This window comes from uncultured Succinatimonas sp., assembly GCF_905203285.1.
Taxonomy (GTDB): Bacteria; Pseudomonadota; Gammaproteobacteria; order Enterobacterales; family Succinivibrionaceae; genus Succinatimonas.
On the sequence record NZ_CAJKVK010000048.1, the window covers coordinates 1 to 15,141 of the forward strand.

The following is a 15,141-nucleotide window of genomic DNA, read 5'->3' on the forward strand; positions in this document are numbered from 1 at the left end:
AAAGTAAAAAATTGCTTTTATGCAAATGAATTTGGAAAGTTTCTTTATAAGGAATGGTGAGCTATTCCCAAGGCTTAAAACTGTAAGGGATTTTAGGCTGGAAAGGATCGGGTCCGAAACGGTTCTGTCCGTGTGTCCCTGGTTGGGCCATAAGTAAAGCAATAAGAACAACACTTACTGCAGACGCAAGAATTAAAACAATTCCTAAAAAGAAGAGCATTCCTGCGGTAGCTAATGCGCCGTATAAAACTAAAAATAGGGCAAGAGCGATTAATAGGGCGGGCAATAAGAGCCATAATCCGGATTTGTCCAGATCGTGCATGCGTCTTATAGAAACCGTAACGAAAGGAATGAAGATAAGAAGTGAGCCTACACCGCCAGCAAGCTCACCGATTACAGGAAGAACAGCACAAAAAGATAAGACTAAGTGAGCGATAAATGCAAAAAGCACGAAGTACCAATATTCACTGCGGCACGCACGGGCGTTTATCGTGAAAAATTTATGGTAGCAGGTTTTAATTGCGTCGCTAAAACTTAGTCCTCGTTCATTATTTTAAAGCGTCTTCCTTACTGTCTATTTTAAGTGCCGTTTTTTCGTCTGCTTTTTCAAGAGAGACTGACATTTCCATAATGTCGGTATTCTCTTTACGTGCAAAGTTAAATTCGACATCGTCTTCATCGGCGATGGGAAGATACTTTTTAAGCACTTCAAGCAATTCCTGACGCATTTTAGGCATAAAGTCAGGAGCAAGCTGTCCGGCTCTGTCGTTTACCAAAACCAGATGCAAACGCTCTTTTGCCGATTCGCGGGCGGATTTCTCTTTTTTCTCTTTAGAGTTTGTGCCGAATAAGGCATCTGCAATCAAATTAAGAAGTGACATTTTAAATCCTCCGCTTATCTCTTAAAGAGTTTGCTGAAGAAGCCTTTTTTCTCGGTAATAAAGCGCAGTTCAACTTCATTGCCAAGAAGTCTTTCGACGGCATCGTCGTAGGCTTTGCCCGCGTCGGAGTCTTTATTCAAAATAATTGAATTACCGGCATTTGAAGCTTTTAAGACTTCAGGCGATTCAGGGATAACGCCTAAAAGCGGAATAGTCAAAAGCTCTTGTACGTCTTCTACTGAAAGCATTTCGTTTTTAGTGACGCGGCCCGGAACATAACGAGTCAATAACAAACGAGAAGTTACCGGTTCCCAGTCTAGTACGGCACGGCGGGATTTTGAATTTAAAATTCCGATAATGCGGTCACTGTCGCGAACTGATGATACTTCAGGGTTGGTGGTAACGACAGCTTCGTCAGCGTAGTAAAGAGCCATTAAAGCACCGGCTTCAATACCTGCGGGACTGTCGCAAACAACATATTCAAATCCGGCATTATCCAAACCGCGCAAAACTTCACCTACGCCTTCTAAAGTTAAGGCATCTTTATCCTTGGTCTGTGAGGCAGGGAGAATATAAAGATTGTCAACGTGGCGATCTTTAATTAAAGCCTGATTTAAGCGTGCTTCTTTGTGAACGACATTGATTAAGTCGTAAACAACGCGTCTTTCACAGCCCATTACAAGGTCAAGGTTACGAAGACCGACGTCAAAATCGATAACGGCAGTTTTGTGGCCTTTAAGAGCAAGACCTGTTGCGATTGCAGCAGATGAAGTGGTTTTACCGACACCGCCTTTACCTGAGGTAACAACGATAATACGGCAGTTAAAAGGTTCAAGATCGGGACCTGATTTCTTTTCAGGCTCGGTCTTTTCTGCCGGTTGTTCAGCAGCTTTAACTTCTTCCTCTTTTACAGTTTTTTCTTCAGCGGCTTCAGTGGCTGCAGTTTCTTCTTTAACTTCAGAAGCAAGATCTTTTACTTCTTCGTTAGTTTTTTCTACTTCATTTTTAATTTCTGACATCTTGTTTTCCCTTGCTAAAACTTAGAGGAATTTTTAGGTAAAAATTCTTTGCCTTTAAAATAACGCAGAGAACGGCCTTCAAGGCGTACTGCAACAGTTACGTCACGACCGATTAAAGTCTTGACTAAAGGATCTTGTTCCATGTCTTCTGCCGTCTGATAATTGCCTGCAATGGCAAGACATGACGGAGCGAAAACTCCTGAAGCATAAATAAAAGCGTCGGTAAATCCCGGATCTTGCGTGCTTTTGGGATTTCCGGCGTAGATTCCACCGCCGCGGATATCACCTATGACTATGACATTATGCGAAGCTATAATGCGAGCTCCTGAGCCTACTGGGCCGAAGATGATAATGGAGTTATCAAGAGCCGTTACGGTCTCTCCGGAGTGAATAGGGCGAGCAATGACTTTAAGCGGTACCGACGTTTTTACTTCTACAGGAACTTTTACTTCATAAGGTACCGGTACTTTAACCGGAACTTTAACTTCAAGAGTTTGGGTAACTATGCGCGGTTTTAAGTTTTCTTCACGGATGCGTGCAAAACGGTTGGTGTTGACAACAGGGATGTTGCGTCTTACCAAAAAGTTATGATTATCTTCACTCGTGATGCCGCTTACGCCGATTAAAAAGGTACCGTGAGCTGCGCAAACGCTTTTTAGACGTTCAAAATCAAGATCTTGTAAATTATTTACGGCTGAAATATCAATAACTAAAGGCGAGCCGTAAAACATTTCACGCTGCGGATCGATTTTGCTTGATAATACCGAATCAAGTGTTTCCGGTTTAAGATCACCGATCGCTACGGTATTTAAAGTGTAATTGCTGCGGGCAACACTACCGGTAGGTTGTGCCGCTAAATTTAAATCTTTATTTAATTCACTCATATTTAATACCGGTAGTTTTTAACATTGTGATTTTAGCATAGTACGTTTAAATATTTAAATTTTAGATTATTTTGTATGTGAAGAGCTGCTTTTTGTTTTTCAAAAATATATTTCATTTAATTTAAGAAAGAGTAAAGTAAAACTTGTACTTTTAAGTTCTGATTGTTAGTATCGCCGTTTAATTATGGTTTTTATTGTTTAAAGGATGTTTTTATGGGAGATCAGCTGGTTTTTGTATATAAAAGCCTTAAAAAAAACAATATGTTTTTGTATTTGGCAAGAAAAGATGCTTTTGCTGATGTACCGTCCGGACTTTTAGATGCTTTCGGCGCACCTAAGTTCGTTTTAATGTTTGCGTTGTCTAAAAAACGCAATTTAGTAAAAATTACTCATGAAGAGCTCTCTAAAGCTTTAACTGAAAAAGGGTATTTTTTACGCATCGATATAGAAGATGAAGAGGAGAATTTATTAAATCAGGAGCGTAAGCGCCTAGGCTTACCGCCCCTTGAGAAATTTCCGATGAAGTAAAAGGCCGCAGGGTAAGCTGCGGTATTTTGCTTACTTTTAGTAAAACTCGCCGTTTAAATAGGGATTTTCAGCTTTTTCTCGTCCAATGGTGGTGTCAGGTCCGTGTCCTGATAACACTTTGGTATCATCAGGTAAAGTCAGGATCTTTTCTTTTAAAGAAGAAATTAAGTCTTCCATGCTGCTGCGCGGAAAATCACATCTGCCGATGGATCCGGCAAAGAGACTGTCGCCTGCAAGCAGAAAACCTGCTTTTTCACAGTAATAGCAAACGCCTCCCGGGGTGTGCCCCGGTGTCGTTATCACTTTAAATTCATAGTCGTCAAAAAGCTTTAGAACATCATTGTCTTTGACGTATGACGGAGTGAAATTACCGCTTGAGGATAAGCCGAATAGCTCTGCCTGTGAATCTAAAGACTCGATTAAAAAGAAATCTTCATTAGATGGTCCGATAATTTTCGCACCGGTAAGCCTTGAAAGTTCAGCGACACCGCCTACGTGATCAAGGTGACCGTGGGTAAGGATGATTGCTTTTAAGGTGAGCTCATGGGTGTTAAGTATTTTATACAGATCTGCTGCGTTTCCGCCCGGATCTGAAACAACTGCCGTGTGATTATCTTCATCTGCGATGATACGTGTGTTTTGTGCAAAAGCCGTTGTCGGTACTGTAGCTATTTTTAACATGACAACTCCTAGTTAACTGCTATTTCAAGGCCTTTTAAGTAAAAGCTTTCAGGACAAGGCAAAGCAATGACATGATCTTCATCTTGGCGCAGAACATTTAAAAGCTGGGCATTAACCTTTGCGTCAAGAGCCGCGTCAGCAACGATTTTCTGGAATAAATTCAAATCCATAAGACCTGAGCAGGAAAAGGTTAGAAGGCGTCCGCCCTTTTTAGTCAGTAAAAGGCCTAAACGGTTGATGTCCTGATAGCCGCGGCAGCCTTTTTTAAGATTGGATGCCCCGTCAATAAATTTCGGCGGATCAAGGATAACTAAATCGTATTGTTCGCCGGCTTCGACCTTATCGCGAAGGAATTTAAATACGTCCTCGCGGATAAAGCGGCAGCGTCCCGGATCAAGGTGGTTGAAGACAACTCCTTGCTTGGCCAAATCTAAAGCATGCGCGGAGATGTCAACGTTCTCAACTCTTACAGCTCCGCCTTTTAACGCCCATAAACCGAATCCGCCGGTATATGAAAAGCAATTTAGTACTTTACAGCCTTTGGCAAGTTCGCCTACGCGCATGCGGCTTTTTCTTTGATCGAGGTATCCGCCGGTTTTATGCCCGTTTTTGATGTCAATAGGGATGCAAACGCTATTGCCTTCTTTTACATACAAAATATCGGGAGGAGGGTCTCCAACAACTGCGCCGCAACGTTCTTTGAGTCCTTCTTTAAGGCGTGAAGCGGTATCCGATCTTTCATAAATAGAATAAGTCGGGAAAATTTCCTGAAGTGATGTTATTATTTCACCGCGCAAATTTTCCATTCCGTATGAAGAAATGGAAATTGATAGATAATTGTTATATTTATCAACGATAAGTCCGGGAAGAAAGTCGCCTTCTGCTGCTATGATGCGTACGCCGTCATTGCCGGCGTCAATCAGGCGTTTGCGTAAATTTACGGCGGATTGAATACGGCTTTTTATAAAATTTTTATCGATAACGTCGTTTTCATTAAATGAAATAACTCTAACCCGGATTTGTGAACGCGGAGAGTAGTGTCCTTGCGCTATGAAGGCTTTGTCTGAGTTTAAGACTTTTACAAGCTCTCCGGGTTTAATATCTTCATCGGTGTAAGCTACGGCTTTTGAGAAAATCCACGGATGGTGCCTTAATAATGATTTTTCTCTTTGAGGATGCAAAATAATCTGGTGCATGTCGTGTTCCTAAGTTTTTGCTAATGCCATCGTAACATAATCATAAAAAAACGTATAAGTTTAGTTTGTTGAGGTCATTTATGGCAAATAAAAAGAAGCTTGTCAAAGCAGTTTTGTTTTTAATTCCGCTTGCAGGCATTGCGTATTTTGCATACGACTATTTTGCCCCGCAAACCCCTACGTATATGACGGTAAATGCCGCAACGCGCGATATTAAATCCCAGGTTTTTGCGTCCGGAACCCTGGCGGGAAAAATTGAAGTTGATGTCGGTGCCCAGGTTTCAGGACAGATTAAAAAACTTTACGTCAACACAGGTGATGTAGTTAAAAAGGGCGATTTACTGTGTGAAATCGATCCTGAAATTCAGCAGAACGATTTGAAAACCGCAAAAGCTCAGTTAAAGCTTTTAGATGCGCAGATCCGCTCCAAGCAGGCTGAAATCACCAAATTAAAGCTGGAAAACGATCGTCAGGCAAAACTTTTGAAAAATGCAGCTACCTCAAAGCAGGAAGCAGAAGCTGCAACTGCAAGCTATAAAATGGCGCTTGCCGATCTTGACGCATTAAAAGCTCAATATGAACAAGCCGAAATTTCCGTGTCCGATGCCGAAACCAATTTAGGCTACACAAAAATTACCGCTCCTATGGACGGAACCGTGTATGCAATCCCGGTCGAAGAAGGTCAGACCGTCAACGCCAATCAGACGACTCCTACTATCTTAAAATTGGCAAAGCTTGATGTAATGACCGTTGAAACAGAGATTTCCGAAGCGGATGTGGTGAAAGTAAAACCGGGTATGGATTGCTCTTTTACTATTTTAGGTTTGCCTAACCGCGAGTTTAAAACAACTCTTGCCTCAATAGATCCGGCACCAAAAAGCGCCGAGAGTGAAACTTCCTCTTCAGCATCGGCTTCTTCATCAACCGAGGCTATTTACTATAACGCACAGCTTGATATTGATAATAGCGACGGACTTTTGCGTATTGATATGACGGCAGAGGTAAATATCACCATTGATGAAAAGGATAATGTTTTATCCGTTCCTCTTACGGCAATTCGAGATGATGATTTTGCCGGAAATGCCGTTCTTTACTTACTTGACAAGCAAAATCAGATTGTAAAACAGCCTATTAAAACCGGAATTCGCGATGAGCAGTACATTGAGGTTATATCAGGTATCGGTGAAAGCGATCGCATTATTATAGGCGATGACGTGGCAACTGCCGAGGCCGAGGCAATGTCTAACATGCGCGGTCCCCGTCCGAGGATGTAGCAATGGACGCTGAAGTTTTATTGGAACTAAAAGATGTCCGTCGTTCTTTTATGTCCGGCGGCAGTGAAGTGGAAATTCTTCACGGCATCAACCTTACGGTTAAGCAAGGCGAAATGGTGGCAATCATCGGTCCGTCAGGATCGGGAAAATCCACATTGATGAATATTATCGGCTGTCTTGATACTCCTTCATCCGGAAGTTACAAAGTCAAGGGGCAGGATACCATTGACTTGTCGCCTGATGAACTTGCAACTTTAAGACGTGATTTTTTCGGCTTTATTTTTCAGCGCTATCACCTTTTAGGTCATTTGAATGCCGGTGAAAACGTTCAAGTTCCGGCTATTTATGCAGGAGTAAATCAGCAAAAGCGCAGTCAGCGTTCACTTGAATTGCTAAAGGCATTAGGTCTTGATCACCGCGTTGATTATCAGCCGTCCCAATTGTCAGGCGGTCAGCAGCAGCGCGTGTCCATCGCCCGTGCTTTGATGAACGGCGGTCAGATTATTTTGGCTGACGAGCCGACTGGTGCGCTTGATACTAAAAGCGGCGCCGAGGTAATGAAGATCTTAAAAGATCTTAATGCAAAAGGTCATACGGTCATTATCGTTACTCACGATCCTAAAGTTGCATCTATTGCAAGGCGAGTTATCGCCATTGAGGACGGAGCGATTAAGTCCGATACAATAAATGAGGCCATTGATGATAATACCGGAAAACAGGCTGAAGGCATTAAAATCAATAATCGCTGGTCTCATACGCTTTCTTCGCAGTATGACCGTTTTAAAGAGGCATTTATCATGGCGGTACGCGCGATGATAGCAAATCGCATGCGTACGCTTTTGACGATGCTAGGCATCATCATCGGTATTATGGCTGTGGTAAGCGTGGTGGCTCTTGCCCGGGGAGCAAGTGAAAAGGTAATTGAAAACATTTCCTCTTTAGGTACCAATACGATTACCGTCTATCCCGGTGAGCGAATGGGCGACGTGCGTTCGGCTAGAGTTAGGACGCTTACGCCGCGTGATTTAAACGCCTTGGACGGTCAGCCTTTTGTGGATTCCGTATCGGCGTCCATTCAAAGCTCGGTTTTAATTCGTCATTCCAATTTGGAATTTAACGGAACCGTGTACGGTGTATCTCCTGATCTATTTAGAGTATACGGATATACGACGGCTCAAGGGCGACTTTTTACCGATGCGGAGACTAAAAATTATTCACAGGTGTGCGTAATTGATCATAATACCGCCGAGAACTTCTTCGGATCATCCGATCCTATCGGTCAGACTATTTTAGTCAACAGTATGCCTGTAATGATTGTGGGTGTTCTGGATGTTATCGATTCACCGTTTATGCGTTCTGAGAATCTGTACGTATATATGCCTTATACGTCGGTAATGTCGCGGCTTTATAAACAAAATTACCTTTCATCAATCGTGATCCGCATTCAAGACGGATTCTCAACGGCGGTTGCCGAGCGCAGCATTATTAATTTACTGACTTCACGCCATGGACGGCAGGACTTTTTTATACAGTCCTCGGATACCATCATGAAGTCCATTACTTCTACTACTTTGACGTTTACGCTGCTCATTTCGGCAATCGCGGTAATTTCCCTGGTGGTAGGAGGCATCGGCGTTATGAATATTATGTTGGTGTCTGTCACCGAGCGTACGCGTGAAATCGGAATTCGCATGGCTGTAGGCGCAAGACAGAGCGATATCATGGCGCAGTTTTTGATTGAGGCTGTCATGGTATGCCTGTTAGGCGGTGCTGTCGGCGTTATTATGTCCTTTGGCGTAGGTCAGTTGCTGTCAAGCTTAAGCGAAAGCATAACGATGTCATTCTCGCTTGATTCAATTATCGCTGCAGTTTTGACATCTTCGGCAATCGGCATCGGTTTCGGCTTCATGCCGGCAAGATCTGCCGCCCGCTTAAATCCTATCGAAGCTTTGGCTCGAGAGTAAAAAAACGATCCGGCTTTAATGCCGGATCTATTTTTTCTTAAATACCGCCGAACCACTTCTCGTAAATTTTGTCGAGCGTTCCGTCAGCTTTTATTTTGGCAAGACCTTCATTTATGACTTGAAGCGTTTCTTTATTGCCTTTTTTGACCGCTATGCCGAAATCTTCTGCCGAGAATAAATCTTTAAGCGCCATTACGCCTTTAGATTTGGGTGACTTTAGATAGTAGCCGTTAACCGGGCGATCACCAAGAACTGCTACGCATCCGTCGTTTTTCAATTCAATAAAAGTATCGGAGACTGCATTAAATATTTTAACGGTAGAGCCTTCAATTTCTTCTTGAGCGTAGGTTTGGGATGTCGTGGCTATCTGTACGCAGATCGTTTGATTTTTAAGATCTTTTACGCTGTGAAATTTATCTTTGTCACTTTCTTTTATTAAAATTGTTATGCCCGAAGTGTAGTAAGGTTCGGAAAAATCCACTTTATTTTTTCTTTCTTCCGTAATCGACAAGGCTGAAGCCGATACGTTGATATCTCCCGTAAGCAATGACGGAATGATTGCGTCAAACGGAAGCTGGCGGAATACCACTTTGTATCCCATAGCTTTGCCTATGGCGTTCATTACATCAACGTCGTATCCGGTAAGCTGTTTATCTTCTCCTAAAAATTCAAAAGGAGGATAGACGGACTCAAGTCCTACGGTAAGAGTTTTTTCATCGGCTTGACTTTGTAAAGAGAATAAACTTAAGACGGCGACAGTTAAAATCTTTCGTATCTGCATTGTTTAAGATCTCCGATATAAGCTTCAAAGATGTTAATAGTGTATGCAAAAAAGACGATAACTGATTAAAAAAGAGTTTTTTTCACCAAAACGATCAGCATTTTTTATGCTGTGATCACAAATAATCTGAAGTTTAAGAAATTTTGAAAACATGAACAGAAAGTAAAAAATCAGCCGATCTTTTTTTAAGATCGGCCGTATTTTAGAAAGCTGAACTAATCATCATCAGGATAGATCGAGCCTTTATCTTCATTATTTCACCGGCATTATGCTTATCGTTAGTTAAAAAAGTTTTTATTTCATGAGGTGCCGGTAATGAAGTGTCTATAAGCCGATACCAGTGGCGGTTAACGTATCCGGGAACAGGCGGCAGTTCAACTTCAAGATCTTGCCAATATGCATTTACAAAAATATAGGTAAATACGTTATATGTTCCCCAATAGTAAATAAGTCCGATTGAATGTGACTGGTCGGACCAATCCGGCTGATAGGGCTTGACGCCATGCCATTGCAGTTTGGTGCTGCGCAGTACGCTGTCAAGCATTTTAATCTGCGGACCGTTGTTGCGGCTGCGGCGCTTAGTGCGGATAGCGCGATAATGAATCAGGCGGCGCGTGAAATTATGCATTTCAAGCTGATGTTTGGTAAAGTTCCAGTTCATGTAGCTGATGTCATTATCCTGGCAGTAGGCATTGTTGTTGCCGCGCTGTGAACGCAGAACCTCATCGCCCATGGTGATCATTGATGTACCTAAAGAGATCAGGGTCAACGCCATCATGTTTTTTGCCTGTCTTAATCTTAATTCATTAAGACCGGCATCGTCACTTTCACCTTCAACTCCGTAGTTTGCCGAATAGTTATTATTGCATCCGTCACGACCGTTTTCACCATTGGCTTCATTATGCTTATGACTGTAAGCTACCAGATCCCAGAGAGTAAAGCCGTCATGACAGGTAATGAAGTTGACGCTTTTTTGCGGATCGATGATTTTTTCATTATAAATGTCAGGAGAACCTAAAAGCTTAGTGACAAAATCTTTGATATTGCCAGGATCTCCGCGCATAAACGCACGTACGGTATCGCGGAATTTTCCGTTCCATTCGCGCCATTTTGAGCCAGCGATATTGCCGACCTGATATAAACCGCCGGCATCCCAGGGTTCGGCGATGATTTTGGTATCGGCAAGACGCGGATTGATATCAATATCAAGAAGAGTAGGCGCATTGGCGATAGGGCGTCCTTGTTCATCGCGGGATAAAATCGATGCTAAGTCAAAACGGAAACCGTCAATGTGCATTTCTTCTTTCCAGAAGATAAGCGAATCAATAATTAAATTGCGAACTACGGAATTGTTGGCATTAAAGGTGTTTCCGCAGCCTGAGTAATTTCCGTAATAGCCGCGGTCGTCAATAATGTAGTAGCTTTGTTTATCAAAGCCTTTAAAACAGTAAACAGGACCGTTTTGATCGCCTTCTGAGGTATGGTTGTATACCACATCGAGAATAACTTCGATGCCGTTGCGGTGCAGGGCTTTTACGAGATCTCTAAATTCATTTAGAGGTCCCATGAGTGATTTGTCTTGAGCGTAGGCTTCGTGCGGGGCGAAAAAAGCCATCGGGCAATAGCCCCAATAATTTTTCTTACCGGGAAGCGCATCTTCGCTGTCGTATTGGAAAATCGGCAGAAATTCCACCGCCGTAATACCCAAGTCGACAAGGTAAGGTATTTTCTCGATTAATCCGCGATAAGTTCCGCGTAATTGCGGGGGAAGATTGGAACTTTGGTGTGCGGTAAAGCCCTTAACGTGCATCTCGTAGATAATGGTACGATTTAAAGGATGTCGCGGCGACACGTCAAGTTCCCAATCATAGTCATCAAGATCCACAACCGCACTTTTGGCCGCAATCTTTAAATTTTCCTGAGGATCGTCGGTTTGGAAGCGGCGGTATGCTTTAGGGAAAAGAACTCTTTTTCCGTAAGGATCCAAAAGTACTTTGCCAAGCTCGACATGTGATTGTGCAAATTTGTACGTTCTTAGTGCTTCTTTTATTCGCCATGCGTAAATTTGTCCGGCTTTTATACCTTTAACTTTTACATGCCAATAGTACGTAGAACGAAATAATGGTGAAGCAAGGGTAATAATATCCGGTTCACAGTCGTCAATGTCTTTAAACAGCAGTAGTTCAATAATACTTGCCGCAGGACACCATACAGCGAAATTAACGCCGTCTTTTTCAATGGTGGCGCCTAAAGTTTTGCTGTGACCTTCAGTAATAACGTATTTGTGAAGCTGTTGTTTTTCTGGAAGCATTCTAAAAACCTCAAAGTTGCCTCATTTTAGACTAGTACGTACATAATTCAAAGATTCGCATTAAAATATATGCAGTAAATTTTCTGTTTGCGAGTTTGTTATGTCCTTATTAACTAATTTATCTGCAGGTCAAATCAACACTATACCAATGGATTTGGCCGGAAATAAGACCAAAATAATAAAAGCAGTGGAACTTGCAGTTGATCACGGCTGCGGCGTTGTACTGTTTCCTGAGCTGGTATTAAGCGGTGCAGGATGTGCTCACTTATTTAAAATCCCTGCTTTTGTGCGTAAATGTCAGGATTGTCTTGTTGCATTAACTAAAGAATTGCCGGCAGGGGCGGTAGTAGGCTTAGGTTTGCCTCTGCTTGCCGATAACGGTCGTATTTATAACGCTTATGCTGTTATTCGCCGCGGTGAAATTTTAGGGTTAACCGTCAAATACCTTTATAAATATGATAATCCTCTTGATGATTCATACCGTTATTTTGCAACCACGACAGAAGATGTTTCCTGCACTATTGAGGGTAAAACATTTTATGTGGCATCACGAAGCATAAATTGCCGCGGCTTCACTCTAGGCGTGGCTTATGATGACTGGCCCGTCGGATTTACTGATTGCGATGTGGTTGTGATCCCTAATGCTACTCCGTTTGAGCTTGGCTCTCTTGAGTCAAATCTTAACCAAGCTTTAAATCTTTCCCGTGATATTAATGCTATTGTTGTAAAGACTAATCTTTTAGGCTGTGAAAGCGGTACTTTAGTTTATGACGGTCAGGGAATTATCGCTCAAAAAGGTAAATTAATAGCTAAAAATTCTCCTTTTAGCTTTAAGCGAGAAAATATTGTCTGTGAAAAGTGCGGCATTGCTCCTGATGAAGATGAAAATGATTTGATTGTAAAAGCAATTTCCTTAGGTCTTTTTGACTGGATGCTCAAAACCAAAAGCAAAGGATTTGCCTTGTCGTTGTCCGGAGGTGCAGACTCTGCCTTGTGCGCAGTATCAGTTGCAGTAGGGCAGGCTTTGGCTCTTGAACATTTGGGAGATAAAAAGTATGTTGAGATCCTGCGTTCTTTAAATATTGATGTTAAGGATGTTGAAGGAGATCATGAGACTTATATTAAAACGGAAGTAATGCCTAAAGTCTTAACTACCGTTTACCAGGCCTCAAAGAGTTCAGGAAAAATTACCCGTAATGCAGCCGAAAAATTAGCTGCATGTCTTGGCAGTACTCATCATGAATTAGAAATTTCAAAAGCAGTTGATTTATATATCAAGCTGTTTGATAAAGCAAATGACGGTCCTTCTTTATCTTGGGAGAAGGACGATCTTACTTTGCAGAATATTCAGGCACGTTCACGTTTGCCGAGTATTTGGATGTTTGCCAACCATGAAAATAAACTCTTGCTTTCTACCGGAAATTTATCCGAGGCCGTCGTGGGTTATTGCACTATGGACGGTGATACGGTAGGCGGCGTTGATCCTGTTGGAGGAATCGGTAAAAGCCGTATTTTGCGCATAAACCGCCAAATTGCTGATCATGGCGTTAACTTGGGGCCGTCCGCATATATCTTTAATATAAAAGATCTGTCTTTTGTTGCCGATCAGGAGCCTACGGCTGAGCTGCGTCCCGGTGGAGAGCAGAAAGATGAAAAGGATCTGATGCCGTATATTTTGCTTGATGAAATAAGAAGACTCTTTAATGCGGAGTTTTTAGGTCCGGAAGAAATTTTCAGTAAAGTAAGAGAAGATGAACGATTTAAAGATCTTGATGACGATCTTTTAAAGAGTGATGTAGCCAAATACTTTAGATTAAATGCCCGTTCTCAATGGAAACGTAAGCGTTTTGCTTCTTCATTCCATATTGAAAAGGACAGCTGTGATATGTGGAGTCTGCCGATTTTAAACGACAGCTTCAATTGCCTGTTGTAATCTTCTATTTAATTTAAGTTTAAAAAAGGATCGCTGCGGCGGTCCTTTTTGTTGGGGTAAAATTTAACGCAGTTTGTTGCGGTAGTTATAGAAAAAGAGCGGAGGGATCGCGATTCCCAGTGCGATGGCCAGCAAAATTGCCACGCAGCGCACACCTGAATGCATCAAAGTAAAAAGATAAGAATCAAAAAGAGCGACATCGGTTATTTCAATTAAAGAGATAAGCGATAACAAAGCATTGTAGGCATCCATGCCGGGAATGAGCGCAATAACGCTTGCCACGGTAAAAACAGGACGGGGGACGCCAAGCTTAGGGCCTACGTAAATAAAAATTAAAGAGATTACGGCACAAGCGGCAAAAGTCGCAATTACGATTTCAACGTTTAAACAATAAAAGAGAAGGGAACGGATAACGCGCGTTATCATTCCGCCTGCAGCAACAAATATTAAGTATTGTTTCGGGACGGCAAAAAGCATGGCAAAGGCAGAGGCGATAAAACCTGCTGCCAAGCCCTCTAAAACAATCCGCGTAATAATATCCGTATCCATCATAAAATTTCAAAAATAGGTAATGTGTTGATAAAAACAGTGCCGATAAGTCCGATAGCGGCGGCTGAGGTTAAAACGAATGCATGGATAATTCTGCTGATCCCCATATCGACATATCCTTTGAAGATATCGAGGAATCCGTTCATATAAGGAAAACCGGGAACTAAAAGCAAAGATGTGGACATAAGAGCAAGCGAGGTTTGCTCTGCTGAAAGATTAAAAAGAAGTTTTGCGGCAAAAAGAGCAAGAATGCTGCCGCAAAAAGCAGAGCACATAAAAGCAAAACTTTCAAAAAATCCTCTTTTTAGTAAAGAGAATCTTACAATCATTAAAAGCAGTCCGCCGATAACGCTGCAAGCCATTACCTGAAGCGTTGCTCCGTTTAAGAAGGCAAAAAGGCCGGCGGCTAATGACTCAATTACAATAAGCAGTTTTTGATTGTAATGCTTGGGTTTTACGGCTTCTATTGCCTGAAAAATTTCTTTAGGATCTCTAAGCTTTCCTGCAGACACATCAAGGCAAATACGATTTAAATCGGTAAGTGATGACATATTTATGCCAAAAGCGCTGATTTCCTTAAATTCAACGCTGTACTCGGAGCCTGAATGCACCTTTACGACAAGACCGGTTCTTGATAGTCCCAAGTCAACTTCGGAAAGACCGAGATCTACGCCCATCTGTCTTACCGATTGGATAATAAGGCGTGTTTCAGCGCCGCATAAAGCCATACGCCAACCTAAAGTGCACAGGAGCTTTGCCTTTAGGGAAAGTTCTGAAGCATTTACTGTTTGAACCATATTTTTTAGCGGTAAACGCATTCTCCTTTGTCGATAGTTGCGTTACGTTTTTTGATTTGTTGAGTAAAAGAATACTCTTTATAACTGCCGTCAGGGTTTTTCACATATATCAACTGCGGGCAGCTTATTGCAGATGTTTTGACTTCATTGTCAGTCCAAGCTGCTTCCATAGTAGCAAATGCGTTAAAAGAGACAAAGCAAAAAGCCAAAGATTAAGACTGTTTTCTTCATGATATTTTGTTTTTAAATTATAAGTTTTTACATACAATCCCCACTTTCCTGTTTTCTAGCAATGAAGAAACCATAATAGGCAATCACTGCAAAAGCGATGGCCGGTACAACA

General features: G+C 42.1%; 15 protein-coding genes. 4 read left to right on the top strand and 11 right to left on the bottom strand.

Annotation, left to right across the window (positions count from 1 at the left end):
- Positions 1 to 61 precede the first annotated feature (61 nt).
- From QZ019_RS06155 to QZ019_RS06170, 4 genes are read right to left on the bottom strand one after another with little or no spacing between them, the layout of a single operon-like run.
- Positions 62 to 520, bottom strand: a complete 459-nt coding sequence (locus tag QZ019_RS06155) for a DUF805 domain-containing protein (RefSeq protein WP_366936817.1) — start codon at positions 518 to 520, stop codon at positions 62 to 64.
- A gap of 28 nt (positions 521 to 548) precedes the next feature.
- Entirely contained in the window at positions 549 to 881 is a 333-nt protein-coding gene (minE, locus tag QZ019_RS06160; protein ID WP_294565568.1) for a cell division topological specificity factor MinE, read from the bottom strand.
- Positions 882 to 895: 14 nt separating this feature from the next.
- On the bottom strand, positions 896 to 1,900 hold the full coding sequence (minD, locus tag QZ019_RS06165) for a septum site-determining protein MinD (RefSeq protein ID WP_294565571.1): 1,005 nt from the start codon (positions 1,898 to 1,900) through the stop codon (positions 896 to 898).
- Positions 1,901 to 1,914: 14 nt separating this feature from the next.
- Positions 1,915 to 2,784 (bottom strand): septum site-determining protein MinC, encoded by an 870-nt coding sequence (locus QZ019_RS06170; protein ID WP_295483271.1) that lies wholly within the window; start codon positions 2,782 to 2,784, stop codon positions 1,915 to 1,917.
- A 213-nt stretch (positions 2,785 to 2,997) separates the two neighbouring features.
- Between QZ019_RS06170 and QZ019_RS06175 the strand changes: the two genes are divergently transcribed.
- Entirely contained in the window at positions 2,998 to 3,312 is a 315-nt protein-coding gene (locus tag QZ019_RS06175) for a YcgL domain-containing protein (RefSeq protein WP_295483274.1), read from the top strand.
- A 36-nt stretch (positions 3,313 to 3,348) separates the two neighbouring features.
- Here the strand turns inward: QZ019_RS06175 and QZ019_RS06180 are convergent, their stop codons facing one another.
- Both QZ019_RS06180 and QZ019_RS06185 read right to left on the bottom strand, forming a co-directional pair.
- A complete protein-coding gene (locus QZ019_RS06180; RefSeq protein WP_295483276.1) occupies positions 3,349 to 3,993 on the bottom strand; it encodes an MBL fold metallo-hydrolase in 645 nt (214 codons plus the stop codon).
- Positions 3,994 to 4,001: 8 nt separating this feature from the next.
- The gene (locus tag QZ019_RS06185) at positions 4,002 to 5,189 is read right to left on the bottom strand and encodes a class I SAM-dependent methyltransferase (RefSeq protein WP_295483279.1); all 1,188 of its coding nucleotides are present in this window, start codon (positions 5,187 to 5,189) and stop codon (positions 4,002 to 4,004) included.
- A gap of 80 nt (positions 5,190 to 5,269) precedes the next feature.
- Between QZ019_RS06185 and QZ019_RS06190 the strand changes: the two genes are divergently transcribed.
- Together QZ019_RS06190 and QZ019_RS06195 are read left to right on the top strand one after the other, a co-directional pair.
- Positions 5,270 to 6,463: an efflux RND transporter periplasmic adaptor subunit gene (locus QZ019_RS06190; protein ID WP_295483282.1), complete on the top strand. Its 1,194-nt coding sequence runs from the start codon at positions 5,270 to 5,272 to the stop codon at positions 6,461 to 6,463.
- A gap of 2 nt (positions 6,464 to 6,465) precedes the next feature.
- Positions 6,466 to 8,427 (top strand): MacB family efflux pump subunit, encoded by a 1,962-nt coding sequence (locus QZ019_RS06195; protein WP_295483285.1) that lies wholly within the window; start codon positions 6,466 to 6,468, stop codon positions 8,425 to 8,427.
- A gap of 37 nt (positions 8,428 to 8,464) precedes the next feature.
- Here QZ019_RS06195 and QZ019_RS06200 read toward each other — a convergent pair whose 3' ends face one another.
- The gene (locus QZ019_RS06200; protein ID WP_295483288.1) at positions 8,465 to 9,208 is read right to left on the bottom strand and encodes a basic amino acid ABC transporter substrate-binding protein; all 744 of its coding nucleotides are present in this window, start codon (positions 9,206 to 9,208) and stop codon (positions 8,465 to 8,467) included.
- Positions 9,209 to 9,410: 202 nt separating this feature from the next.
- Positions 9,411 to 11,519 carry a glycogen-debranching protein gene (locus QZ019_RS06205; protein WP_294565593.1) on the bottom strand — a complete coding sequence of 703 codons (2,109 nt, stop codon included), beginning with the start codon at positions 11,517 to 11,519 and terminating at the stop codon, positions 9,411 to 9,413.
- A 100-nt stretch (positions 11,520 to 11,619) separates the two neighbouring features.
- Here QZ019_RS06205 and nadE point away from each other — a divergent pair, with 100 nt between their 5' ends.
- Positions 11,620 to 13,452, top strand: coding sequence for an NAD(+) synthase (gene nadE, locus QZ019_RS06210; protein ID WP_295483290.1), 1,833 nt, complete (start codon positions 11,620 to 11,622; stop codon positions 13,450 to 13,452).
- Positions 13,453 to 13,515: 63 nt separating this feature from the next.
- On the opposite strand, the gene QZ019_RS06215 is transcribed toward nadE, so the two are convergent.
- The 3 genes from QZ019_RS06215 to QZ019_RS06225 are packed head-to-tail and all read right to left on the bottom strand — an operon-like array spanning position 13,516 to position 14,968.
- Positions 13,516 to 14,004, bottom strand: a complete 489-nt coding sequence (locus tag QZ019_RS06215; protein WP_295483292.1) for a threonine/serine exporter family protein — start codon at positions 14,002 to 14,004, stop codon at positions 13,516 to 13,518.
- The gene (locus tag QZ019_RS06220; RefSeq protein WP_295483295.1) at positions 14,001 to 14,819 is read right to left on the bottom strand and encodes a threonine/serine exporter ThrE family protein; all 819 of its coding nucleotides are present in this window, start codon (positions 14,817 to 14,819) and stop codon (positions 14,001 to 14,003) included. Before QZ019_RS06220 ends, QZ019_RS06215 begins: the two co-directional genes overlap by 4 nt.
- On the bottom strand, positions 14,804 to 14,968 hold the full coding sequence (locus tag QZ019_RS06225; protein WP_295483296.1) for a hypothetical protein: 165 nt from the start codon (positions 14,966 to 14,968) through the stop codon (positions 14,804 to 14,806). The genes QZ019_RS06220 and QZ019_RS06225 overlap by 16 nt, the downstream gene beginning before the upstream one ends.
- Between the last annotated feature and the right edge of the window lie 173 nt (positions 14,969 to 15,141).

Bases quoted from the DNA above. Each gene is read 5' to 3' on its own strand.
- minE (WP_294565568.1), bottom strand. From the start codon at position 881: ATGTCACTTCTTAATTTGATTGCAGATGCCTTATTCGGCACAAACTCT.
- minD (WP_294565571.1), bottom strand. From the start codon at position 1,900: ATGTCAGAAATTAAAAATGAAGTAGAAAAAACTAACGAAGAAGTAAAA.
- QZ019_RS06175 (WP_295483274.1), top strand. From the start codon at position 2,998: ATGGGAGATCAGCTGGTTTTTGTATATAAAAGCCTTAAAAAAAACAAT.
- QZ019_RS06200 (WP_295483288.1), bottom strand. From the start codon at position 9,208: ATGCAGATACGAAAGATTTTAACTGTCGCCGTCTTAAGTTTATTCTCT.
- QZ019_RS06205 (WP_294565593.1), bottom strand. From the start codon at position 11,519: ATGCTTCCAGAAAAACAACAGCTTCACAAATACGTTATTACTGAAGGT.
- QZ019_RS06220 (WP_295483295.1), bottom strand. From the start codon at position 14,819: ATGCGTTTACCGCTAAAAAATATGGTTCAAACAGTAAATGCTTCAGAA.
- QZ019_RS06225 (WP_295483296.1), bottom strand. From the start codon at position 14,968: ATGGAAGCAGCTTGGACTGACAATGAAGTCAAAACATCTGCAATAAGC.
- QZ019_RS06185 (WP_295483279.1), bottom strand. From the start codon at position 5,189: ATGCACCAGATTATTTTGCATCCTCAAAGAGAAAAATCATTATTAAGG.
- QZ019_RS06180 (WP_295483276.1), bottom strand. From the start codon at position 3,993: ATGTTAAAAATAGCTACAGTACCGACAACGGCTTTTGCACAAAACACA.
- nadE (WP_295483290.1), top strand. From the start codon at position 11,620: ATGTCCTTATTAACTAATTTATCTGCAGGTCAAATCAACACTATACCA.
- QZ019_RS06190 (WP_295483282.1), top strand. From the start codon at position 5,270: ATGGCAAATAAAAAGAAGCTTGTCAAAGCAGTTTTGTTTTTAATTCCG.
- QZ019_RS06195 (WP_295483285.1), top strand. From the start codon at position 6,466: ATGGACGCTGAAGTTTTATTGGAACTAAAAGATGTCCGTCGTTCTTTT.
- QZ019_RS06170 (WP_295483271.1), bottom strand. From the start codon at position 2,784: ATGAGTGAATTAAATAAAGATTTAAATTTAGCGGCACAACCTACCGGT.
- QZ019_RS06215 (WP_295483292.1), bottom strand. From the start codon at position 14,004: ATGATGGATACGGATATTATTACGCGGATTGTTTTAGAGGGCTTGGCA.